Below are 24,632 nucleotides of genomic sequence, written 5' to 3' on the forward strand. Positions count from 1 at the left end.
ACTCCAACCAAGACAAAAGTACCAGGCTTATGAATGAGAAGGGGGTAAGTAGTTTTGGATATTAGAACAGCTATGAGTGAGCGGCGCAGCATCCGTAAATATAGATCAGATCCAGTACCTGACGACATGCTGCAGGAATTATTAGAGGCTGCCCGTTTAGCCCCATCCGGAACCAATCATCAACCCTGGCGTTTCATCGTGGTCAAGAACCAAGATGTGAAAGAACGGATTCAAGCCGCAGCGTTTAATCAGAAATTCCTTAGCCAGGCACCAATTCTATTAGTCTGCTGTGCTGACCTTACGACCTATGCCCGCGATACCAGGAAACGGTTACAGGAATTGATTGATGCGGGGGTATTTGGACCAGAAGCATTCGAAAGTTATCCAGATATTGATAAGCCTAAAGACTTTAATACCTTAAAAGCTTTTATTCCTCATGCCATGTTAAATGTGGCCATAGCTACGGAGCATATTGCTTTACGCGCTGCTTCTTTGGGCTTGGGCACCTGTTGGGTGCAATTGTTCAAAGCCAAGCAGATTGCCCAGATCTTGGAGATGCCGGAAAATTTGATGATCACTGCGTTGATGCCGGTAGGTTTTCCAGATCAGAACCCGGCACCTCGTCCTCGGGTAAGTATCCAAGACATCGTCTATAAAGTAGTAGATTAATTAAGCTACTAATTAGTGATAATTGTTGAGAAGTTTGCCAAGGGAGAATGGGGTAAGAAAACGAAAAAGGGTTTTAATTCGAAGGCGTACTTCGGTTAAAGAAGAAATTTGAGAGAGATAAAACGAGGTCACCCAGCAAGAAACGAGAGGAGGATATAAATGCAGATTCATAAAGTAGCGGTCATAGGGTCAGGTGTAATGGGAAGTACCATCGCAGCTCATTTGGCCAATGCTGGAATCCCCAGCCTGTTGTTGGATATTGTCCCTTCCAAGCTAACGGCCAAAGAAGAAGCTGCCGGATTAACCCTCGAGGACCGTAAGGTTCGAAATAGCATTGCGGAACAAAATAAGGCCAATATGTTAAAAATGAGTCCTGCCCCATTTTTGGTTCCTGAGTTTGCGGAGCGAATTGAGGTGGGAAACCTAAGTGATGATTTAGGGCGCTTGAGCGAAGTTGATTGGGTGATTGAGGTTGTAGTAGAACGTCTCGACATCAAGGTGGATCTTTTTAAAAAGGTTGCTGAGCAGGTCCGCCCAGGTACGATTGTCACTTCTAATACCTCGGGGATCTCTTTGAAATCAATGATAGAAGGGCTCCCAGAGAGCTTTACTCGATATTTTCTGGGGACGCACTTCTTTAACCCCCCACGTTACATGAAACTCTTAGAGATTATCCCCGGTCCCAATACTGACCCAGATGTCATCACATTCCTATGTGAATTTGGAGAGCGAGCCTTGGGCAAAGGGGTTGTCATAGCCAAAGATACGCCCAATTTTATTGCGAATCGGATTGGTGCCATCGGCTCTCCTGTGTTGCTTAAAGAAATGCTCCGTACAGGGTTAACCGTTGATGAAGTGGATGCCTTGACAGGACCCGTCATGGGACGTCCGAAGAGCGCATCGTTTCGTACGATAGACCTCGTCGGATTGGATACCTTTATCCATTCCAACAATAATGTAGCTAATGGAGTGCCTGCGGAAAAAGATAATCTTGTTTTACCAGAGTTTATATTCACTATGCAGAAAAATGGCTGGTTGGGAGACAAAACAAAGCAAGGCTTTTACAAAAAGTCCAAAGGCCCAAAAGGCACTGTTATTGAAGTTCTGGATATTCATACGATGACCTATGGTCCCCCAAAAAGTGTGAACTTTGCTTCCCTAGAAAAAGCAAAAGCGGCAAGAAGTCTGCCCGAGAAAGTTCGCACCTTAGTCAGCGGAGATGATATTGGGGCAGAGTTTGTTTGGAATATTTTAAAAACGTCTCTGATTTATGCTGCTGCTATAGTCAGAGATATAGCAGACGATATTACCAGCATCGACGAGGCTATGCGCTGGGGTTACAATTGGCAAATGGGTCCCTTTGAACTATGGGATGCACTTGGAGTCAAAGCTACAGCGGATCGTATTGTGGCGGAAGGCGGTGTAATTCCCCCGCTCGTGGAAGAATTATTCGCTAAAGGATATGAAAGCTTTTATCAGAAGACGGAGACCGGAGAGACCGCTTTTTATAAGGATGGAACCTATCATCAAAAAACAGTCAGTCCATACGCATTCTCGTTAAAACAAGCCCATAAAACTGGTAAGGTGATCATGAGCAATGCAGGTGCCAGCTTGGTGGATCTTGGAGACGATGTAGCTTGTTTGGAATTTCACTCTCCGAATAATACCATCGACGCGGATCTTATAGAGATGATCAATAAGTCGTTAGCAGAAGTGGAGAAAAATTACCTAGGACTGGTGATCGGCAATCAAGGAAAGAATTTCTGCGTGGGGGCTAACCTCATGCTTATCCTACAGGAAGTCGAAAAAGGAAACTGGGCTGATCTGGATCTGGGCGTGCGTGCATTACAGAATGCAACGATGGCCTTGAAATTCGCTAAGAAACCTGTCGTAGCGGCTCCTTTCGGAATGGCCCTCGGTGGTGGAACGGAAATTTGTCTGCACACTCATGCCATTCAGGCCTCTTCGGAAACTTACATGGGACTCGTTGAACTCGGTGTTGGCTTAATTCCAGCTGGTGGTGGGACGAAGGAATTGGCTGTTCGGGCGATGGAAGGAATTCTACCGGGTGTACAAGTTGCTCCAGATTACTTCTTTGCCAAACGCTTTGAAGTGATCGCCATGGCTCAAGTCTCGACGAGTGCGGAAAAAGCACGTCAGCTTGGTTTCTTGCGTGACCATGACCGCTATAGCATGAATCCGGAGCATATCATTATGGATGCTAAGGCAAGGGTCATTGACTTGGCTCGTAACTTCAGGCCTAATTTGCCAACGAAGGTTAAAATAGCGGGTTCCGGTGTGCGCGGCACTTTGGAACTGGCGATGTACGGAATGCGCGAAGGACGTTATATCTCTGAGTATGATCAGCAGCTAGGCAATAAACTGGCTTATGCCATAACCGGTGGGGATCGTCCGGCCGGAATGCTCGTGGACGAGCAATATCTCTTAGATCTTGAACGAGAAGTCTTTTTGAGCTTACTTGGGGAAGCGAAAACACAGGATCGCATCCGCCATATGCTCGCTAAAGGCAAGCCATTACGGAATTAGGGGGGAAAAGCATGCAAGAGGCGTTCATTATACAGGCCAAGCGGACGGCCATTGGTAAATCTGTCAAAGGTAGCTTGGCACAGGTTCGTCCGGATGATTTAGGGGCTTATGTCATACAGGATATTCTCAAAAATGTTCCTGCTCTTAAAGGGGAAGAGATTGAGGACTTCGTTCTTGGTTGTTCCTTTCCAGAAGGAGAGCAAGGGATGAATATGGCCAGAATTATGGCCCTGCGCGCTGGTCTCCCGATTGAAGTTTGCGGTGTGACCATCAATCGATTTTGTTCGTCAGGGCTTCAGGCGATTTCCATGGCTGCTGATCGGATTCGCTTGGGTGAAGCTGATGTCATGCTCGCTGGTGGAGCAGAGAGTATGTCTATGGTTCCGATGGGTGGGGGTAAACCGGCACCGAATCGCTTTATGTTGGCGAATGCTCCAGAAGTCTATATATCGATGGGCATAACTGCTGAAAACGTCGCTAAGAAATATGAAGTCACCCGTGATCAGCAAGATGCTTTCGCAGTACAAAGCCATCAGAAAGCTTTTGCTGCCCAAAGCAGCGGACGATTTGATGATGAAATTGTTCCAATCCCTCTTCCCACTTGGGGAAAACCTGGTGAAAAATGGTTCAACAAAGATGAGGGGATTCGTCCGGAAACTTCGCTGGAATCGTTGGCAAAACTCAGGCCGGCCTTCAAGAATGGAGGCTCAGTCACGGCAGGGAACTCGTCCCAGACTAGTGACGGAGCAGCAATCACTATTCTTATGTCTGAACAGAAAGTTAAGGAGTTGGGTCTCAAACCTGTAGCCGTTTGGCGTGGATTGGCAGTCGCTGGTGTGGATCCCGACCTGATGGGCATTGGCCCGATAAAGGCCATTCCTAAAGTATTAAAGCAAGTTGGGCTGACCCTTGATCAAATCGATTTATTTGAGTTAAATGAAGCGTTTGCCTCGCAATCGCTGGCGATCATTAAGACGCTGGACATAGACCTGGCAAAAGTTAATCCTAACGGCGGGGCCATTGCTTTTGGACACCCACTCGGCTGTACTGGAGCTAAGCTTACAGCTACTCTATTACATGAATTGACAAAACAGAAGAAGAAATACGGTATGGTTACCATGTGCATCGGTGGTGGCATGGGAGCTGCAGGCGTATACGAATTACTGTAGGGCTGTAAGGGTCTTTTAGCTCAGCACTCGCTTAGCTAAGTAAACTCTATTGACGTGTTTACTTAGCTAAGCCCCCTTGGTTTCTGGTTGTAGAGATCCAATGAAGTGGTGATGTACAATGGGCAATGGGCTTTAACGACTATGCCCAAGGCGCATGCTCTATGGAGTAACCGCCTGAGTTCTGAAGTGTATACTTTTCAACACACTTCGGAATGGTCAGGTCTCAGGTCATTGTTTAAGTAGCAAATCACGATGTTCTAATAAGTCAGAATTTTTCCAAAAGTGCAAAAACCTTGGCGTTGGTGAGGCAATTTTTTTGAGGAGGTAGTTAGATGGACGATCGTAAGCGTAAAAGTTGGCCCCCAGATTTAGCCCCGGAGCTCTCTTATCGGCAAGGACAAAAGCCCTTGCACGAGTACCTGCGGGACAATGCCAACTTGAATCCAGAGAAGATCGCGATCATCTGGTATGGACGAGAGATCACCTATCGTGAACTAAACGATCTCAGCGAGCGGTTTGCAACTTTCTTGTCGGTCTCCGGGGTTAAGAAAGGAGATCACGTAGCGCTTTTTCTCACTAACAGTCCCCAATATTTTATTGCGCATTATGGAATCCAGAAAATCGGAGCAGTCGTGGGGCCGTGCAGTCCTTTGTTTAAGGAGTGGGAATTGGAGAGCCAACTCAACGATATGGAAGCGAAAGTGATCGTGGCAGCAGACGGCCTCTACGATATCATAATGAAGGTTCAGTCAAAGACACAAATTGAGCAGGTTATTCTCACGAATTATGGAGATTATTTGCCGACTGAGCCTACCCTCAATGTTCCAGCAGAGATATGCAAAGCGAAACCCTTCATTCCGGGTGTTCACGACATGATTTCGGTGATCAGGGATCTGGAAAGTTCTGTTTCTTCCGTGGACCTCAATATGAAGGACATTGGTCTCATGGTCTATACTTCCGGTACGACCGGTCAACCGAAGGGAGCCCTGCTTAGTTATGAGAACGCTCTCTTTAAGACAGCTGCAGTAGCCCAAAGCAGCAAAATTGGGGCGGAGGATGTCTTACTTACCGTGATGCCCCTTTACCATATCGCGGGGATGTTGTTGGGGCTCAATTGCCCAATTTATGCCAACGCCAGCATGGTGCTTTTGTATCGGTTTGATCCGCTCGCAGTTCTGCAGGCCATTGAACGCTACAAATGTACGTGGTGGTATAGTGTAGTCCCTATGAATCTCGCAGTCATGCAGGTACCCAATGCAGGACAGTATGATATTTCCTCCTTAAGAACGAGTAGAGCTACCAGCTTTGGAATTATCCTAACTCAAGAGATTTCGGAGGCGTGGGCTAAGTTTACCGGAGGGTGTGAGATCTACGAAGCGGCTTATGGGCTCAGCGAAACTCACACAGCGGATACCTTTATGCCCTCGACTGCCGTAAAGTGGGGAACTCAAGGGATCCCGAACTACGGGACGGTGATTCGTATTATTGACCCAGATACGGGTAAGGAAATGCCGGTTGGCGAGATGGGCGAAATAGTTATCACCAATCCAGGTGTTTTCCAGGGTTATTGGAATAGACCAGAGGCCACAACTCAGACTCTTCGTGATGGTTGGGTATACACTGGAGATATGGGATGGTTGGACGAAGATGGCTATTTAATCTTCAGCGGACGGTTCAAAGAAATGATCAAGGTATCAGGCTACAGTGTTTTTCCAGAGGAAGTGGAAGCAATGCTCATTCGGCATGAAGCAATTGCCCAAGTAGCGGTCACTGGAGTACCCGATGCTCAGAAAGGCGAAGTAGTCAAGGCCTACGTTGTGCTGAAATCGGAGCAGGGTACCCAAATTTCCGCTCAGGACATAATGGACTGGGCCAAACAAAAAATGACGACCTACAAGTCTCCGCGTTATGTTGAGTTTCGGGAGTCCTTGCCAGCTACCGGCGCGGGCAAAGTACTGCGCCGGCTGTTATAAGACTTAGTAGCCCTAGAATATAATCAAAAGGTAGTGGTGCATTATGTCAAGAACAAGACATTTAGAATTTTGGCCTAAACGTCTAGCTCATAGTTTACCTGTGCCAAAGACCAGTTTATATGATAATCTTACGGTCTCAGCTCGGAGGTATCCTGATAAAGCCGCTATCCACTATTATGGCGGCTCTGTTTCTTATCGGCAATTCCTGATGAAGTTGGTGCCCCACGCTATGACTTCGAGAATCCCCAGACAATTTATTGGCAGGAGGCTATCAATTCTAGTTTGAAACCAGGCCCGTTGACTGTATCTGAGCATGATATGGCGGTTTTGCCTTACACATCAGGGACCACTGGCAGACCAAAAGGGTGTGTTCACTCCCATAGGTCAGTTAATGCTAACACTGTTGGCGCATCTGCAAAATTAGCATCCAGTAAGGATGTCATTACCGATTATGAGAAAGTATTTTTTCGGGCAGCAGCCAAGGTGCAGAGGGAAACTGGAGTTACCATCATTTTGCCCGAAATTGTACAGCAAATGTTAGCCCATTGGCACCCTGCGAATATTTTTGAAAATGTCCTTCCAGTACTAAGAAAGGCCGGTATTACGGAGGAACAGATTGATATACTCTTGATTGAAAATCCCGGAAGATTGTTTGGTACTCGTTAAAAAATCAACGACAGGCATCGCCTGTCGTTGATTTTTTGTAAAGGTAACGGATAGCAGCATTTATTTTTGAGTTGAAATGTTAATTTTATACGGCAGAATCTTTATTTGGTAATTGGCTAAACGGCTTCATCCTAGTAGTCAAGAGCAGATTGAGTGCAGCAATAGCAGCTCCGATCACAAATACATATTCATAGCCTAGAACAGTCCAGATAAACCCGCCTAGAAAGGGCACAAACATTGAGACTATGTGATCAAGAGTTATGCCCATGGATAAGGTTGGAGAAACATCTTCGGAATTTAAGGCGATTCTCTTAACATAGGTGGCTCTGGCCATGCTCACGGATACCAGCATTTGATCGAGAACAAACAGTGCACAGATAACATATAGAGTAATTTTTCCTAGACCCATATTTTCTAGTAACCCTTGAGTAAAGGCATAACCTAGACAGACAAATATTAAAGACACTGATTCTCCAGCCAAAACGAACCTTTCTCCTACACTATCAATCAGGTACCCGATAAACGGTTTGAAAAAAATCCCAAGTCCTGCGATGATGAAGCTTAAAATGGCAAACGTTGCAACATCCTGGCCAAATACTTTAATAAGGACCCACGGCCCAAAGGTAATAAAGATCTGTTTCCTTGCGCCAAAAAGGATACTCAATCCATAGAAAACCTTATATTCTTTGCGTAGTACAAACCGTTTACCTATTCTCTTACCCGAGTGTGGTTTCATCATTAAGATTAGTACTGCTGACAGGAAGAAGGCTCCTGCCGATATAGAGAAGGCCAAATGATAGTCAATATTGATATGCCTAAATAGAAAGGCTGTGGCCAAGCTTGTCGCTAGAAAGACTGCCGTGTTCACAGAATTGATCTGACCCAATCTTTTTCCCATTTGGCCATTGGACGCTAAATTCATCCCGATACTATTGGCCATGGGCATAAATAAATGTTGCCCCATACTGTATACTGTAAGCCAGCCGATCATAGGTAGATATTCGGGTGACCAGAATGCCAGACCGAGGGCCCCTAATCCACCGAGTAGGTTCGCTACAGCAGCGGTCCGAACGTCTCCAAAAGCAAACAAAAGTCCTGTCATAAAGACAACTGCAAAGCCTGGAAATTCCCGGGGAATTTCTAGGAATGTCCGCTGAGAAATTGTCAAATGATAATTATCACTCAGAAAGTTGTTAAAAAATGAAATATCGATGCTTTGCGTAACCCCGATCACAGCACTAGCTAATAAGAACAAAATAAAATCTCTTTTTCCTAAACCCCACATGTCTCTGTCCTCATACTCTCTTCAAAATCACTCTTAATTTAATTCGACTAATAAGGTGATATTCCTGCGGTTCACGAAACTTTTATGGATTACAAAAATAATAACTATTCTGCTGTCCGACTTTTAGAAACCTAAAATAGAATAGTTGATCTTATGGGGAGTATTGGAAGAAAGTGTTGGATATGTACCGTTAAAACCTAAAAAAGGATGGTGTATAGAAATAATAAGTATAAAAATGTTTTTTAAAATTACGGTTACAGGAAGTGGGTCACTCCTGTATCTTTTTTGGGGGGAAAACATAAAAATTTTTATTAAGTTCCCAAAACGTATAATGTGTAATATAATATTTATGGAAAATAGAACCCGTTAGGTGAGGTTAGCATACAAAAATATACTACTGCCCTGAAATATCGAGAGAGTCAAACATCAGTTTAAGGTGTTACCCAATGTTGCCTGGGGGAACCCTCACGTTGTATAGAGCCAAAACTGTCGCGAGGGGATGGATTCTAACTTGTAATTTAATTCTTACTCGACAAGAGTAAGGATTTTTTATTGGAGGTGATTTATTTGGACAGTGGTCCTGCGCATAGTACGAGGTATGAATTTAAAACAGGAGGTTTGTATATAAATCACTTTAGTGAGATAACCTCCTCAAGTAAGGCCATTTTACTGCATGAACATCTAAGTAATAGAAGTAGAGTAATGATTTAAATGCTCATGCAGTAAAATGGCCTCTTATCAGTCATTGAGAAGGAGGAATTTTCATGAACTTTGACATAATTAAAGACTTATTACTGGAAAAGAAATACTCTCTTCTCAAAGAAGAGTTGCTTAAGGAACAAATCGCAGATATTGCCGAGTTTATAGATGAATTAGACCCTAAGGCTACCCTTTTGGTTTTTAGATTACTGCCTAAAGAAATTGCCGCTGATGTTTTTGCAAACTTGTTTCCAGAGAGTCAGTCAGAACTATCGATGCAGATTAATGAGAAAGAACTTCATAATATCTTAGAAGACCTTTACTTTGATGATAAAATCGATTTTTTAGAAGAAATGCCTGCTAATATGGTTAAACGCATTCTTAAAAACGCTCCGGAAACCGAAAGAAAACTTATTAACCAGTTTCTCAATTATCCTGATGACTCTGCCGGCAGCTTAATGACCATTGAGTTAGTAGATTTAAAAAAAGAAATGTCAGTTCAGGAAGCTTTAGATAAAATTAGAAGAAATGCCCTGGATAAAGAGACGATCTATACCTGTTATGTTACTGATGCCAGCCGTCGCTTAGAAGGGATTGTTTCTTTAAGGGATTTAGTTATTGCTGCCCCTACCAAGAAAGTAGAAGAAATCATGCGCAAGGAAATGATTTCTGTTACTACCTTGGAAGATAAAGAATATGTTGCAGAATTAATTAGTAAGTACGATCTTTTAGCTATTCCCGTAACAGATAATGAAAAGAGATTAGTAGGTATTATCACTGTAGATGATATTGTCGACGTTATTGAAGAAGAGAATACAGAAGACTTTCATAAAATGGCGACGGTTGGAAAGATGGATATAAACCTGCTTGATGCCAGCCCATTCTTCCTAATCAAAAGGCGACTCCCGTGGTTAATGGTGTTAATTTTTATGAACATTCTTTCCGGAGCGGGTATCGCACACTATGAAGAAACCATTCAAGCAGTAATCGCTCTAGTATTCTTTATGCCATTATTGATAGGTAGTGCTGGTAACGCAGGCTCTCAATCCTCTACCCTGATGATCCGGGCTATAGCTATTGGAGATGTGGAAATTGGTGATTGGTATAAATTGCTCAGAAAAGAAATTGTTGTTGCTATTTTATTAGGCTTAGTAATGGCATTTGCTGTGTCAATAATTGGTATTTTTAGAGGTGGACCTGATGTGGCAGTAATAGTAGCTTTATCTATGGTGGTAGTAGTATTAGTTGGTTGTACTATTGGCATGTCCCTACCATTTTTGCTTAGCAAATTAAAGATGGATCCCGCCACTGCTAGTGGGCCTCTGGTTGCATCGATTGCTGACATAGCAGGAATATTAATTTACTTCTCTATTGCGACCTGGTATCTAGGACTTTAATAAAAACATGTAGATGAATTGATGAACAGCTTGATTAGAAATTAAGCAAGAAAGAGACTTAAACACCTTCTTATTAGGGTTTGAGTCTCTTTTCTTACGGTAATTGAACGCGTTATATATGCTTGACTTCGCTGGAACAGTGAGCATTCCTTTATCGAATCACATCTTAAGTGTGACAGAATTCACGGAATTACCAATAAAAGTGTGATCTAATTGAGGGGAAGAACCACTATATATCTAAGTTAGTTAGAAATTGAACAATCAAGTGGAGGTGCCCGAAGTGGAAAGAAAGAACCTGAAGCTTTCGCGTCGACAATTTCTAAAAGTATCTGCGGCTACTGGTGTTTTCGTAGGGACAGCAGGTACGGCCTCATTTATTCATCAAGCGATAGCCACACCTGAGCAAGTTGATGCGCAGCTAAATTATGTTCGCACGACCTGTTCGCCGAACTGTACAGGGGCGTGCGGTATGAAGGCCCTTGTTGAGGACGACCAGATTAAGTCAATTATTCAGGCCGCTGACTATCCAGAAGAAGAGTACAATCCTCGCGGTTGCCTAAAAGGGCTGTCCATGACAAACCTTATCTATGGTCCGGACCGCTTGAAAACGCCCCTCATTTTAAAAGGTAAGCCAGGTTCTGGAGATTTTAAAGAAGCATCTTGGACTGAGACTTTAGATTATACAGCAGGGCGTTTAAAAGAAATTGCTGATAAGTATGGTCCGGAGTCTATCGGGGTGCTCTTTCAGGTGGGCGGAACCGGATATGTCCAAAAAGGGGCGGTCAGTAGGTTAGCGACCTTAGCAGGCTGGACCATGCACCATGCCTATGACCAAAATGGGGATTTGCCGATGTTTTGGCCGATGACCTTCGGGGTCCAAAGCGAAGAGCTCGAACCACGGGAATGGACAAATTCACGCTATGTCATGGTCTTTGGTTCAAATATCTTAGCAACGCGGATTCCGGATGCCCATTTTTTGCTGGAAGCTAGAAATCGAGGCGCAAAGATCCTGGTTTTTGATCCTAACTTTAGTCCCACCGCAGCTAAAGCGGATGAATGGTTTCCCATTAACACTAGTAGCGATGCAGCGGTTGCCTTAGGTTTAGCTCAGGTTTTAATTGAAGAGAAGCTTTACGATGCGGATTTTATCAAAACCTTTACTGACCTGCCGTTTCTCGTGCGCGTGGATAATGGTAAACGACTTAAAGCGGAGGAGGTTAAAGACCTCGTCAAGCCTGCTGATATACCAGCCTACAGAGAATCCTATGTTGCTTATAATGGTCAGTTGATAGCGGTCCATCCGGAAAAACTTGATCTGCCCACAGATATCATGATCGAAGGGATCGTGGATGTAACACTTAAAACGGGCGAAATCGTGAAAGCCAAACCTGCCTTCCAACTTCTTAAAGAAAGTCTTAGCCAATACACGACCGAGGCCGTCGAGAAACTGGCGGTCATACATAAAGAGGATCTTGTGCGCATTGCCCGAGAAATGGCGGAGAACAAACCCCTGCACGTGATTTATGGTGCGGGTAATTATCAATGGTATCACGGATCCTTTTGGGATAGTCTATACTTCGGTGAAACCAATCCTTCAGCCGAGAGTATTCGTTGAGGCTGTCGCTTTTCGCGTCAGTAATCCTCAGGGGGTTAGTACCATATGGAGCATGCACCTTCGGCGATAGTGTTTACCGGAGAGTAACGTCACCGGAGACTTTCGTATCTAAGTATCGATGTTCAGTTTAAGCCGATTTAGTTCACTGACGCATTAAATTCTTGGTCTTGACGGACGGCCCCATAATCACTATAATCACCTTATTGCATAAACTAAAGGTTATTAAGAACATAATCTAATACCTATGCTTAAAGAGAGACCAATAAAGACAGCAAAGATCAAATCAGAAAGAGGAGAATTATTATGCGCAAGAAAGAGATAAAATCTCTAATCCCTGTCCTAATATTCATAGCTATCGCTATAATTGGAATATGGTATGTTAAGTGGGAACCGTACTATCATAAGGCGTTCCTTGCGGCTAGTAATCATTCGATTGGAACATCTATTCTTTCCGGAAAGATTGCTACTGCGCCAGTTCCCTCTTGGCAAACTGCACTTAGTTATGCTACTGCCTATTTCACATCAGTGTGGAAAGCGGTCATCCTTGGACTGCTGCTCGGATCCCTAGTTCAAGTTCTTTTGCCACGAGAATGGATTAGAAAAGCAATAGGTTGTACGTCTTTTGGTAGTACTTTGCTTGGGGGGGTGGCATCTGTTCCTTCAATGATGTGTACTTGCTGTGCGGCCCCAGTAGCTGTTGGCTTACGTAAAAGTTCGGCATCCGTGGGCTCTTCCTTAGCATACTGGTTAGGGAACCCAGTCCTTAATCCTGCTACGATCATTTTTATGGGGTTTGTTCTATCTTGGAAATTTGCTTTACTTAGGGTTGTAGCTGGGGTTGTTTTAGTATTTGGTATTGCTTATATTGCCAATTATTTAGCGAACGATCAAGATGTAACTTTGCATGAAGAAGTAATACCGTCGAGTCCATTAACTAACATTAAAGAAAACCTTTTTATTAGATGGATGAAAGCGTTATGGCCACTGATTTTAGATACAATCCCTGCCTATATCGTGATGGTATTAGCACTTGGTGCGGTAAGGGCTTGGCTATTTCCAGTGATCAGTCCAGAATGGGCCAGTAGTATTCTAATTATTATTTTCTTATCAATCACGGGAGCATTGTTTATTATTCCCACCGCAGCTGAGATTCCAATTATTCAAACTTTGATGGCATTCGGACTTGGTGTTGGCCCAGCGGTCGCGCTTATGATGACTTTACCAGCCATAAGCCTTCCTTCACTTCTGATTGTTAAGAGGGCATTTAGTACTCGAATCCTCTTATTCGTAACGGGTTCAGTTATCTTTGTGGGGATTATTAGCGGCCTTAGTGCAATGGTGATTTTCTAAACTAAAATGCATTGAATTATAGGAATAAATGTAAAATGTAAAACATTCCAAATCAGATGTCGGCGCAACTATATGAGAATGAAGAATTGAAATCCTTATAGTAAATAAAGTGGTAACAAGAGTTGATCTTGTTATCACTTTAATTTTGGTGTATTTAGGGTTTCCATTTTGACATCGATGTGAACAGGAACTGGAATCCAGTGACGGTCAATATTCGAGCGAGATTGGCCATATGCTATACGGTTTTTAATGCAAATAGCTAAAAACATCGGGTGTTTCTCTCGCACATACCAACCAATCTCTATCATAGGCTACTGATTCGTGGTTTTGTTGATAGGCTTTTTGTTGGTTAGTTGTTATAATCAAAGGGTATTTAACCATGCCTCACCTTGCACCGGTGAAAGAGGTGAAAATAATTAGCGCAGAAGCAGCAGAACAGTCCCCTTGCTTCAAGGTATCAGTCCGTAATCTTGTTGAGTTTGTGCTCATGCACGGAGATATTAAGCCGGGTTCGATTGGGGCTTCACGAGCTCAAGAGGGGACCAAGGCCCATCAATATGTCCAGAAAATAAGCGGAGCAGAGTATCTCCCAGAAGTGACGCTTAGCTATGTCTATTCCAATCTGGAAGTTAAGGGTCGTGCCGATGGCGTTATAAAGAGCGATTCTGGAGCCTGCATTGATGAGATTAAAACAACCTCGCTGGATTTAGACCTCATTGATGAAGCATTTAACGATTTGCACTGGGCACAGGCGCTATGCTATGCCTTCATGTATGCGGTTCAAGAAGGCTTAGAGACAGTGGAAACTCAGTTAACCTACTTTCAACTGGATACTGCCCAAACTAAAAAATTCAAGAAAACATTTTCTCAGGCAGAGCTTTCGGAGTTTTTCTTTAACTTAGCCGAGTGTTATTTAGCATGGGCCTACCACTTGCAAGAGTGGGCGGAGAAGAGAGACGCTAGTATTCGCAAGACGCAATTTCCCTTCACGACGTATCGACCAGGACAACGGGAATTGGCAGTAGCGGTTTACCAAACAGTCAAGCATAGCCAAAAATTGTTTGCCCAAGCTCCCACGGGTATTGGCAAGACGATGGCAACCTTATTTCCCGCCCTTAAAGCTATGGCGGAAGGGCTTACCTCACAAATCTTTTATCTGACGGCAAAGACTATTACGCGAACGGTTGCCGAAAAAGCCTTAACAGATTTGCATACACAAGGGTTAGCAATTAAGCGTCTGACCTTGACGGCGAAGCGAAAACTTTGTTTTCTCCCCGAGTCGACCTGTCTTCCTGAGGATTGCCCCTATGCCCAAGGATTTTACGATCGGGTACGGGTGGCGGTGGAGGATGCGTTTGAAGAGGATTCCTGGTCGCGTCAGGTGATTGAGGAATATGCACGTAAGCATTCAATTTGCCCTTTTGAGTTCTCTTTGGAAATGGCAAATTGGGCAGATGTTGTGATCTGTGATTATAATTATGTTTTTGACCCTCGGGTGTATTTAAAGAGATTTTTCCTTGAAGGGGGAGAGTACACCTTTTTAGTGGATGAAGCGCATAACCTAGTGGATCGGGCACGAGAAATGTTTTCAGCAGAAGTAAGTAAGGAGTCCTGGCTGAAGCTGAAGAGGCTTACCAAAGAGGATGATGCGAGACTGACGAAAAGCTTGTCTAAAGTTAATTCTGCCTTAGTCAAAGAGAAAAAACTCTGCTCAGAAGCTGAGGGAAGCGGAGAACGAATAGAAAAAGAGCCTCCGGCTAAACTGCTTCAAGCGTTGAGACAGTTTGTCAAAGAAGCCGAGCGTTTTCTAAAAACCAGTGAACAACCTTTTGCTTGGCGGGATTTATTTGTAGACCACTATTTTCAAGCCTTAAGTTTTATCCGGACCTCGGAAAGTTATGATAGTCACTACGTTACTTATCATCAGCCAACTCGAGATGATTTTCGAGTCAAGCTGTTTTGCCTTGACCCTTCTGTGCGATTGAGAGAAGCCTTTGCGAGGGGGCGGGCTGCGGTCCTTTTTTCGGCAACTCTGAGTCCAATGGACTATTATATGAACATTTTGGGCGGCGAGGAAACATCGTATAAGCTGAAATTAGCATCTCCATTTCCCCCAGAGAATCTTTGTCTGCTCATTCAGGACCGCATCTCTACCAAGTATAGGCAGCGTGTTCAGTCCTATAGCCTGGTTGCTGAAGCAATAAGCTCTGCCATTTCTCATAAAGAGGGAAACTATCTTGTCTATTTCTCCTCATATGATTATCTAAATGAGATTTATCTGAGATTTAGGGAATTAAATCAACAGGTTGAAGTGATCTGTCAAACTCCAGGCATGCCAGAAGAGGCACGAGAAGAATTCTTAGCAAACTTTGCGATTAATCCAGAGCGGACACTGATCGGATTTGCGCTGATGGGTGGGATTTTCGGCGAAGGGATTGATCTGATCGGGGATCGACTTTCTGGAGTGGTGATTGTTGGAGTCGGGTTACCCCAGATTGGCCTAGAACGGGAGATTATTCGCTCGTATTATGAATCAGCCAGTAGTCAAGGTTATGAATTTGCGTATATGTATCCCGGCTTCAATAAGGTCTTACAGGCAGTAGGGCGAGTTATTCGTACAGAAGAGGACCGAGGGGTAGTGCTACTGATTGATGAGCGTTTTTCTCAATCGTCTTATAAGAAGCTCTTTCCTGAAGAATGGGAAAAGGTTCGTTATGTTAGAAATGCTGATAACATTCGTACCACAATGGAGAGATTTTGGACGCATGTTTAAACTCTACTTGCTCTAGGTGTCCGAGATGGTCTAAGGATTTGGTTTATGGAAGAAAGTTCGAAATTGCAGATAGTATTACGTATATTTATATGCATTGCCAAGTAGAAGTGATGGCTGTAAAACCGAGTAGTGTGCAAGACTTACAAATCATTTGCAAGTAATGGATGCAAATGATTTGTAAGTCAAGAATGCAAGTCCAGAACCGTCCATAACTTGCATATTTCATAGTTATCCCAGTTATAAACAGTTGAATCATTGGTGCTCTTGTGTTAAGTTTAGTTAAACAAAATTAATTAAATAATGTAGAGCAAAGGCGCTCGAGAAAGTTTTGTACTTCTAAGTTGACGTACATTCTTTTGAGAGCGCCTTTTGGTTTATAAGTATTAAAATCCGCAACGAAGGGTGAGTAATATGCAAAGTTATGGTTTGCCAAAGAAACAGGGCCTTTACGATCCAGTATTAGAACATGATGCCTGCGGTATGGGATTCGTTGTGAATATTAAGGGTGAGAAGTCTCATGACATTATAGATGAAGCTTTAACTGTATTGGAAAATTTGAGTCACAGAGGGGCAAGCGGAGCGGATGAAAATACAGGCGACGGTGCCGGAATACTAATTCAGATACCTCACGATTTCTTCCAAAGGGAATGTGATGTCCTGGGCTTTAATTTGCCGGAAAAAGGCAGCTACGGCGTAGGTATGATATTTGCCCACAAGTATGAGGATTTCAGAAAAACGCAGATAGAAACCTTCGAGAAAATCGTTCAGGAAGAAGGGCAGAAGATCCTGGGTTGGAGGGAAGTTCCTATCGATAAGACGACAATCGGCGAAGGTGCGAAAGCTGTAATGCCTAGATTTATCCAGGTTTTTATCGAAAAGGATGCCGCTATATCGGATGAAATGGATTTCGAAAGAAAGCTTTATACCATCAGAAAAAGAACAGAAAAAGTCCTTTTTCCGATGTGTGAAGAAAAAGGAGGCACCTTCTATGTCGCCAGCCTTTCTTCAAAAACCATCGTTTATAAAGGTATGCTTACAGCAGAGCAACTTAGAGATTTCTATCTTGACCTTTCAGACCTTGATTTTGTCTCAGCGTTGGCTATGGTTCATTCAAGGTTCAGCACCAACACCTTCCCAAGCTGGGAAAGAGCACATCCCAATCGATATATCGTTCACAACGGCGAAATCAATACAATCAGAGGTAATGTAAACTGGATGAAGGCGAGACAGCAATGTATCGATTCCCCTTTGTTTGAGGATATTTCAAAGGTCTACCCTATCGTCGACGAGACAGGCAGTGATTCTGCGATGTTCGACAGCAGCCTAGAATTTCTTCACCTTACCGGAAGGTCGCTTCCTCACGCAGTGATGATGATGATCCCTGAACCATGGGAAAAGAATGAGCTGATGTCCAAGGGGAAAAAGGATTTCTACGAATTCAACAACTTTATAATGGAACCTTGGGATGGCCCTGCCGCCATGGGGTTTACTGATGGTGTGGTCATAGGCGGAGTACTGGACAGAAACGGGCTCCGACCTTCAAGGTATTATATAACAAAAGATGACAGGGTTGTTCTGGCCTCGGAGGTCGGAGTAATTGACATCAAGCCTGAAAATGTAAAATACAAAGGCAGGCTAGAACCGGGTAAAATGCTGCTTATCGATACCCAAGCGAAGAGAATCATCTCAGACGAAGAAATCAAGCAAAGTGTAGCGATGATGCATCCCTATGAGGAATGGAACAACAGACATATTGTTAAACTCAGCGACATGGCTGTCGAGGAAGCGAAGGAAGAGCAGGTAAGGGAAGACCTTATTCAGCAGCAGAAAGCCTTTGGCTATACGTTTGAGGATATAACTAAAACAATTCAGCCGATGGCGATACAAGGCGCAGATCCTATTGGAGCTATGGGTATGGATTCGCCGCTGGCTGTATTATCTGAGAAACCCCAGATGCTGTACCTCTACTTTAAACAGCTCTTTGCCCAGGTTACCAATCCTCCGATCGACGGAATAAGGGAAGAGATAGTCACTTCTAGTAGCATGCTTCTTGGGGATACCGGAAATCTTCTCGATCCCGATCAGAGAAATTCAGCCAGCCTATTCCTGGAGCACCCGATCCTGACCAATGAACAGCTCCATACTATTAAGCAACTAAATAATGGCAAGTTGAAGGCAGCTACAATTTCCATACTTTATAAAGCCTCAGAAGGGGTAAAGTCTATGGAAAGAGTCTTAAACAGGATTTTCAGAGAAGCTGACAAGGCGATCAGTGAAGGAGCTAATATCATTATCCTCTCAGACCGGGGCGCAAATGAGAAGCTTGCAGCAATTCCTGCGCTTTTGGCCTCCTCCGGACTTCACCACCACCTGATCAGGAGAGAGATTAGGACCAACTTGGGAATCGTGCTGGAATCTGCTGAGCCGAGAGAAGTGCATCATTTCTGTACGCTTATCGGTTATGGAGTCACTGCAATCAATCCCTATCTTGCCTATGAAACCATTAAGGATCTCTCTGAAAAAGAACTGCTAGAAGGACTGAGTTACGAAAAGGGTAAACAGAACTTTATTAAGGCTTCGGTCAAAGGTATTCTTAAGGTTCTCACCAAAATGGGTATTTCTACCATAAAAAGTTACCACGGAGCTCAAATCTTTGAGGCGGTAGGTCTGAAAAAGGACCTGATAGACAAATATTTCACGATGACACCTTCCAGACTTGAAGGTATAGGACTTGAAGAAATCGCGGTTGAAAATCAGCTGCGACATGAGAGCGCCTATGATGAAAATTCACCTTATACGGACACCCTTGAAGTAGGTGGATACTTCCAGTGTAAAGATGATGGGGAAATCCATCTTTACAATCCCGAAACGATCTACATGCTTCAGAAGGCATGCAGGGAAGGAAACTACACTCTCTATAAGGATTTCTCTAAAAAAATAAACGATGAAGAAATATACGCCTTAAGGAATCTTCTTGATTTTAAGGTTAACGCAGGTGACACTATTCCCATTGAAGAAGTGGAACATGTGGATTCAATCGTCAGAAAGTTTAAGACCGGGGCAATGTCCTACGGATCCATTAGCAAGGAGGCCCACGAGTGTCTGGCCATTGCCATGAACAGACTAGGTGGTAAAAGCAACACCGGTGAAGGCGGAGAGGATAGCGAACGATTCAAGGTCATGCCAAACGGAGACACAAAAAACAGTGCGATAAAGCAGGTTGCCTCAGGACGTTTCGGCGTTACCAGTAACTATCTTGTGAATGCTAAAGAGATTCAGATCAAAATGGCTCAGGGAGCAAAGCCCGGTGAAGGGGGTCAGCTTCCGGGACGCAAGGTTTATCCGGAGATTGCCAAGGTTAGGCATTCAACCCCAGGCGTAGATCTTATATCCCCCCCGCCCCATCATGATATCTATTCGATTGAAGATCTCGCTGAATTGATTCACGACCTGAAAAATGCCAACAGGGATGCGCGTATTAACGTCAAGCTCGTTTCTGAAGTCGGAGTAGGGACAATCGCTGCAGGGGTAGCGAAAGGAAAAGCGGATGTCATTCTAATCAGCGGATACGACGGTGGAACCGGAGCTTCCCCAAGAACAAGCATCAGAAATGCAGGACTTCCTTGGGAGCTTGGGCTTGCTGAAACGCATCAGACTCTAGTTCTCAACAAGTTGAGAGACAGGGTGGTCGTGGAAACAGACGGAAAGCTACTTTCAGGTAGGGATGTCGTCATTGCGGCAATGCTTGGAGCAGAGGAATTTGGCTTTGCGACAACGCCGCTGATAGCTATGGGCTGTATCATGATGAGGGTTTGTAACCTCAACACCTGTCCTGTAGGAATAGCTACTCAAGATGAAGCTTTAAGGAAGAATTTCAGCGGTAAGCCTGAGCATGTCGAGAACTTCATGAGATTTGTCGCCCAGGAAATGCGTGAAATCATGGCTAAACTTGGCTTTAGGACCATCAATGAAATGGTAGGGCGTTCGGATAGACTTAAAACCAAAGATAATATCAAGCATTGGAAGGCAGCTCACTTGGATCTGTCCCAGATTCTCTATCAGCCCTATGCCGGTGCTGATGTCAGTCGATTCAACACCCAGTCACAGAACCATATGCTGGAAGACTCAATGGATATAAAAAAGCTGCTTAGAATCTGTAAACCGGCACTTGAGAATCAAACACCTATCCGAGCTAAGCTAAAGATCAATAATGTCGACCGAGTTGTCGGCACAATCATCGGCAGCGAAATTTCCAAGAGATACGGTGAAAATGGGCTTCCCGAGGATACAATCAAGCTTACCTTTGTAGGATCTGCTGGACAAAGCTTTGGAGCATTTACTCCGCAAGGACTGTCTCTGGAACTGGAAGGGGATGCTAACGACTATTTAGGAAAAGGCCTTTCAGGCGCAAAAGTTGCGGTTTATCCACCGAAGACTTCTGACTTTGAGCCTGAGAAGAATATCCTGATCGGAAATGTCGCCTTCTATGGGGCAACTTCAGGGGAAGCCTATATCAACGGGATAGCAGGGGAAAGATTCTGTGTCAGGAACAGTGGGGTACAAGCGGTCGTCGAAGGTGTGGGTGACCATGGCTGCGAATATATGACAGGAGGCAAAGTGGTTATCCTAGGTAAAACAGGAAGAAACTTTGCTGCCGGAATGTCTGGTGGGATAGCCTACATTCTGGACTTTGACGAAGTATACTGCAACAAATCGATGGTGACACTGGAGAAACTAGAATCTGAAGAAGAAATGAACGAAGTTCAGAAGATGATCCAAAAACATGTCGAGGCTACCGGCAGTCCTCAGGGCAGAAAAGTTCTTGATGACTGGAAAAGCTATTCACTGAGATTGACTAAGGTCATTCCCAAGGATTACAAACGTATGCTGGAGAACATTGATAAGGCTCACAAGGCAGGCTTAAGCGGCGAAGAGGCCTTGATGGTCGCCTTTGAAGAGAATTTTAAAGATGTCTCCAGGACTTAAGGGTGAGGTGGGGCTGAAATGGGAAAAGCGACGGGATTTTTAGAGTACAAAAGAATCAAACCGAAGAAACGATCTCCAGAAGAAAGAATCAAAGACTGGAAGGAGATAAGGCTGCCGCGGGATCCTGAGGTCATAAAATCTCAGGGTGCGCGCTGCATGGACTGCGGAGTCCCTTTCTGTCACGGCGGTGTGCTGTTAAATGGCATGGCCTCGGGATGCCCTCTGCATAATCTTATTCCTGAGTGGAACGAGCTTATTTATAAAGGTCAGTGGGAAGAAGCTTATAAAAGGCTGACCAGAACCAGCCCTTTCCCGGAATTTACGTCCAGAGTCTGCCCTGCACCGTGTGAAGGCGCTTGCACAGAAGGCTATATCATGGAGTCTGTTACCATAAACAGTCTTGAATATGAAATCATCGAGAAAGCCTTTGCTGAAGGGTGGGTAGCGCCCAGGAAGGGTAAAGCCACAGGAAAGAAAGTTGCTATTGTCGGTTCAGGCCCTTCCGGATTATCTGCTGCCTATTATTTAAATACAGTGGGGCATGATGTAACTGTCTATGAGAGAAGCGACAGAGTCGGCGGCTTAATGATGTACGGGATTCCCAACATGAAGCTTGAAAAACAGATCGTGGAAAGACGATTCACGCTGTTGAAGGAATCCGGAATCCAATTCGTGCTTAACACAGAGGTGGGCAAAGACATCAGTGCCCAGGAATTAGTGGATCAGTATGATGCGGTTGTGCTCTGCGCCGGTGCAACCAAAGCCCGAGGACTTGATGTTGAAGGAAAAGATCTTCAGGGGGTTCACTTTGCGGTAGATTTTCTCAAGGCTAATACTAAAAGCCTCTTGGATTCAAATCTTCAGGACGGCAATTTCATCAGCGCCAAAGGTAAGGATGTGATCATTATTGGTGGAGGGGATACAGGAACGGACTGCGTAGCCACCTCCATACGACATGGCTGTGAGAGCGTCTACCAATTTGAAATCATGCCTGAACCGCCTGCCGAGAGAAGAGAAGAGTCTAATCCTTGGCCGGAATGGCCTAAGAGACTTACAGTGGATTACGGCCAAGAAGAGGCCATTAGCCTGTATGGCAAGGATCCGAGACACTACCTTATATCCACTCAAAAGATTGTGGGAAATGAGAACGGTGAGGTCACTGAAGTTCATACCGTAGAAATCGCTTGGGTCAAGAACCCCTCTGGAAGAATGGTGCCACAGGAAGTTCTTGGGAGCGAAAAAGTATGGAAAGCTGACCTTGTGCTTCTGGCCATGGGATTTCTAGGTCCGGAAGATACGATTGCCGATGAACTTAAGCTTGTTAGAGACCCCCGCAGCAATGTGAAAGCGGACTATGAGGTTTTTGAGACCAATGTGGATAAGGTATTCACGGCAGGGGATATGAGGAGAGGTCAGAGTCTCATCGTCTGGGCTCTCCAAGAAGGAAAGCTTGCCGCACGGGAAGTCGATAAATACCTCATGGGTAAAAGTGTCATTAAATAAGTCAGGAGAGGGCCAGCAACACCGAAAAATTGGTATTGCTGGCCCTCTTGTTCAAATGAGTTTTTTAAAATTGCTATCTATCTTTGTAAAAACGAGCGAAAGGCACTAGGCTTATCGCTCGTTTTCATGGTTTAATAGATGGATGGACACAGCAAATATAGTTAAAATGAATGAGGGTGCGTCAATGTTTATGTATGTTTTTCCAATAGTACTTATTGTAACCTCAAATATTATTTACAACGTATGCCAAAAATCCACACCTCAAAGTGCTAACCCTTTTTCGGCGTTGCTCATTACTTACTTAACTGCTGCGGTTTTAACGTTAGTGGCATTTCCATTTTATAAAACGGATAAAGGTTTTTTTCAATCCTTTAACGACTTAAATTGGACCAGTTTTGCTCTAGGTGGGGCAATAGTGGGCCTTGAATTGGGATATCTGCTGGCGTATAGGGCGGGGTGGAACATCAGTGTTGGGTCCTTAGTAGCTAATATTATTCTTGCTATTATGCTCATCCCCATAGGAATACTGTTTTACAAAGAGGGTTTTGCAATTACCCAGATCTTAGGAGTGGCATTTTGCTTAGTAGGATTGATATTAATAAATAAGTAATAGAAAAACATGGAAATAATACGCTTTAGCAAGCAAGGGTCGGTTCGTGATTTTATTTTACTATAGGAGCGAGACACAATGATAGCATCGTACGATAGTGCAAAACATATTGCCCAAGATCAGACTATTTCGACCCGATTACTAAGCTGGTATGGAGTAGAAAAAAGAGATTTGCCATGGCGAAGGACGGGAGAGCCCTATGCGATTTGGGTGTCTGAAGTTATGTTACAACAAACTCAAGTTAAGACGGTCATTCCCTATTATGAACGATTTATACAGCGCTTTCCCGGTGTAGAACAACTGGGGACGGCCAGCCTGGATGATGTCTTGACGATTTGGAGTGGACTAGGATACTACTCTCGAGCTCGCCGTATGTGGGAAGGGGCTAATTATCTTCTCAAACAATTGGGTGGAAAAATGCCTAGAGATTATAAAGACCTTCTACAGATTCCGGGGATCGGAGACTATACGGCAGGAGCCATAGCCAGTATTGCCTTCGGGGAGAGAGTAGCTGCTATCGATGGAAATGTAAAGCGGGTAGTTTCTCGTCTTATAGCCTGGTCGGAGCCAGTAGAAACTGTTCGCAGTTATCGTCACTTTAGAGACCAACTCATGATATGGCAACCGGCTCTTCAACCGGGGGACTTTAATCAGGCTTTGATGGAACTAGGGGCGATGGTTTGCACCCCAAAGAAACCGGACTGCCCACGTTGTCCGTTAGCTGAAAGCTACCAGGGGTATTTGCAAGGGGACTTCCTGCGCTACCCCGTCAAGAAACCCAAGGCTCCGCGCCAAGTGGTGACACGCTTGACCTTTGTGCTACGCAGAGGGGATATGTGTTATTTGCAGAAACGTCCTTCCAATGGGCTATTGGCCGATCTATGGGAGTTTCCAGGTGTGGAATTAAGTCATGACCATTTCTGTGATTTAAACGATAAGCTGCCTGCCACTGCTATGGGTGAGTACTTTGACTTTTTTCAACAATCCGTACCTGAGCGGACATTTGACAGCTTAGTCAGAGACCAATTCGAGCAAGGTTTAAGATTTGATGGTCCGATCTGGTATACCTTTAGCCACCGACAATGGAAAATGATCTGGGCGATCATCGATCTGCCGGATTGTCCCGATTCGCTCAATCTGCCCGAACCGCTTGAGACTGGACCATCGTGTGCGTCCTCAATGAAAGAATTAAATGGAGAATATAGCTTAGATTCTAGAAAAATTAATCCGCTTGGAGAAAGGCAATGCTGGGTTTCCATAAACGATTTAGGTGGGATCCCTCTTCCAGTGGCATTTACGACCATTGTTGAGAGATTAACTCCTAGACTAAAGGGCTGAGATTAATTCGATTCAAGTTCTGAGCGAGACGCTTTTAGAGATGGCCATTCTA

Annotated in this window: 14 protein-coding genes and 1 riboswitch; of the genes, 13 read left to right on the plus strand and 1 reads right to left on the minus strand. The window is 44.3% G+C overall.

Features of this window, described 5'->3' with window-relative positions; translation table 11 throughout:
* The first annotated feature begins 54 nt into the window (after positions 1–54).
* The 5 genes from ACYQ3Q_RS20130 (at position 55) to ACYQ3Q_RS20150 (ending at position 7,024) form a co-directional block, all read left to right on the plus strand.
* Positions 55–669 carry a nitroreductase family protein gene (locus ACYQ3Q_RS20130; RefSeq protein WP_459930294.1) on the plus strand — a complete coding sequence of 205 codons (615 nt, stop codon included), beginning with the start codon at positions 55–57 and terminating at the stop codon, positions 667–669.
* A 159-nt stretch (positions 670–828) separates the two neighbouring features.
* Positions 829–3,216, plus strand: coding sequence for a 3-hydroxyacyl-CoA dehydrogenase/enoyl-CoA hydratase family protein (locus ACYQ3Q_RS20135; RefSeq protein ID WP_459930295.1), 2,388 nt, complete (start codon positions 829–831; stop codon positions 3,214–3,216).
* An 11-nt stretch (positions 3,217–3,227) separates the two neighbouring features.
* Positions 3,228–4,385: an acetyl-CoA C-acyltransferase gene (locus ACYQ3Q_RS20140; protein ID WP_459930296.1), complete on the plus strand. Its 1,158-nt coding sequence runs from the start codon at positions 3,228–3,230 to the stop codon at positions 4,383–4,385.
* A 332-nt stretch (positions 4,386–4,717) separates the two neighbouring features.
* Entirely contained in the window at positions 4,718–6,358 is a 1,641-nt protein-coding gene (locus tag ACYQ3Q_RS20145; RefSeq protein ID WP_459930297.1) for an AMP-binding protein, read from the plus strand.
* A 282-nt stretch (positions 6,359–6,640) separates the two neighbouring features.
* Positions 6,641–7,024: a phosphotriesterase family protein gene (locus ACYQ3Q_RS20150; protein WP_459930298.1), complete on the plus strand. Its 384-nt coding sequence runs from the start codon at positions 6,641–6,643 to the stop codon at positions 7,022–7,024.
* 85 nt (positions 7,025–7,109) lie between these two features.
* Here the strand turns inward: ACYQ3Q_RS20150 and ACYQ3Q_RS20155 are convergent, their stop codons facing one another.
* On the minus strand, positions 7,110–8,309 hold the full coding sequence (locus ACYQ3Q_RS20155) for an MFS transporter (protein WP_459930299.1): 1,200 nt from the start codon (positions 8,307–8,309) through the stop codon (positions 7,110–7,112).
* A 355-nt stretch (positions 8,310–8,664) separates the two neighbouring features.
* Positions 8,665–8,815: riboswitch (M-box (ykoK) riboswitch) on the plus strand.
* 258 nt (positions 8,816–9,073) lie between these two features.
* Here ACYQ3Q_RS20155 and mgtE point away from each other — a divergent pair.
* From mgtE to mutY, 8 genes are all read left to right on the plus strand, one after another.
* Positions 9,074–10,405 carry a magnesium transporter gene (gene mgtE / locus ACYQ3Q_RS20160; protein ID WP_459930300.1) on the plus strand — a complete coding sequence of 444 codons (1,332 nt, stop codon included), beginning with the start codon at positions 9,074–9,076 and terminating at the stop codon, positions 10,403–10,405.
* 280 nt (positions 10,406–10,685) lie between these two features.
* Positions 10,686–12,020, plus strand: coding sequence for a molybdopterin-dependent oxidoreductase (locus ACYQ3Q_RS20165; RefSeq protein WP_459930301.1), 1,335 nt, complete (start codon positions 10,686–10,688; stop codon positions 12,018–12,020).
* A 303-nt stretch (positions 12,021–12,323) separates the two neighbouring features.
* Complete coding sequence (locus ACYQ3Q_RS20170; RefSeq protein ID WP_459930302.1) at positions 12,324–13,370, plus strand: permease; 1,047 nt, start codon at positions 12,324–12,326, stop codon at positions 13,368–13,370.
* A gap of 487 nt (positions 13,371–13,857) precedes the next feature.
* Positions 13,858–16,143, plus strand: coding sequence for an ATP-dependent DNA helicase (locus ACYQ3Q_RS20175; protein ID WP_459930430.1), 2,286 nt, complete (start codon positions 13,858–13,860; stop codon positions 16,141–16,143).
* A gap of 411 nt (positions 16,144–16,554) precedes the next feature.
* On the plus strand, positions 16,555–21,129 hold the full coding sequence (gene gltB / locus ACYQ3Q_RS20180; protein ID WP_459930303.1) for a glutamate synthase large subunit: 4,575 nt from the start codon (positions 16,555–16,557) through the stop codon (positions 21,127–21,129).
* A gap of 18 nt (positions 21,130–21,147) precedes the next feature.
* Positions 21,148–22,632 carry a glutamate synthase subunit beta gene (locus ACYQ3Q_RS20185; protein ID WP_459930304.1) on the plus strand — a complete coding sequence of 495 codons (1,485 nt, stop codon included), beginning with the start codon at positions 21,148–21,150 and terminating at the stop codon, positions 22,630–22,632.
* A 184-nt stretch (positions 22,633–22,816) separates the two neighbouring features.
* Positions 22,817–23,242 (plus strand): EamA family transporter, encoded by a 426-nt coding sequence (locus ACYQ3Q_RS20190; protein WP_459930305.1) that lies wholly within the window; start codon positions 22,817–22,819, stop codon positions 23,240–23,242.
* A 78-nt stretch (positions 23,243–23,320) separates the two neighbouring features.
* Positions 23,321–24,580 (plus strand): A/G-specific adenine glycosylase, encoded by a 1,260-nt coding sequence (mutY, locus tag ACYQ3Q_RS20195; protein ID WP_459930306.1) that lies wholly within the window; start codon positions 23,321–23,323, stop codon positions 24,578–24,580.
* Positions 24,581–24,632 lie beyond the last annotated feature (52 nt).

It is taken from the genome of Desulfosporosinus burensis (genome assembly GCF_054657535.1).

Bases quoted from the DNA above. Each gene is read 5' to 3' on its own strand.
- ACYQ3Q_RS20135 (WP_459930295.1), top strand. From the start codon at position 829: ATGCAGATTCATAAAGTAGCGGTCATAGGGTCAGGTGTAATGGGAAGT.
- ACYQ3Q_RS20185 (WP_459930304.1), top strand. From the start codon at position 21,148: ATGGGAAAAGCGACGGGATTTTTAGAGTACAAAAGAATCAAACCGAAG.
- gltB (WP_459930303.1), top strand. From the start codon at position 16,555: ATGCAAAGTTATGGTTTGCCAAAGAAACAGGGCCTTTACGATCCAGTA.
- ACYQ3Q_RS20155 (WP_459930299.1), bottom strand. From the start codon at position 8,309: ATGTGGGGTTTAGGAAAAAGAGATTTTATTTTGTTCTTATTAGCTAGT.
- ACYQ3Q_RS20140 (WP_459930296.1), top strand. From the start codon at position 3,228: ATGCAAGAGGCGTTCATTATACAGGCCAAGCGGACGGCCATTGGTAAA.
- ACYQ3Q_RS20175 (WP_459930430.1), top strand. From the start codon at position 13,858: ATGCACGGAGATATTAAGCCGGGTTCGATTGGGGCTTCACGAGCTCAA.
- ACYQ3Q_RS20145 (WP_459930297.1), top strand. From the start codon at position 4,718: ATGGACGATCGTAAGCGTAAAAGTTGGCCCCCAGATTTAGCCCCGGAG.
- mutY (WP_459930306.1), top strand. From the start codon at position 23,321: ATGATAGCATCGTACGATAGTGCAAAACATATTGCCCAAGATCAGACT.
- ACYQ3Q_RS20170 (WP_459930302.1), top strand. From the start codon at position 12,324: ATGCGCAAGAAAGAGATAAAATCTCTAATCCCTGTCCTAATATTCATA.
- ACYQ3Q_RS20190 (WP_459930305.1), top strand. From the start codon at position 22,817: ATGTTTATGTATGTTTTTCCAATAGTACTTATTGTAACCTCAAATATT.
- mgtE (WP_459930300.1), top strand. From the start codon at position 9,074: ATGAACTTTGACATAATTAAAGACTTATTACTGGAAAAGAAATACTCT.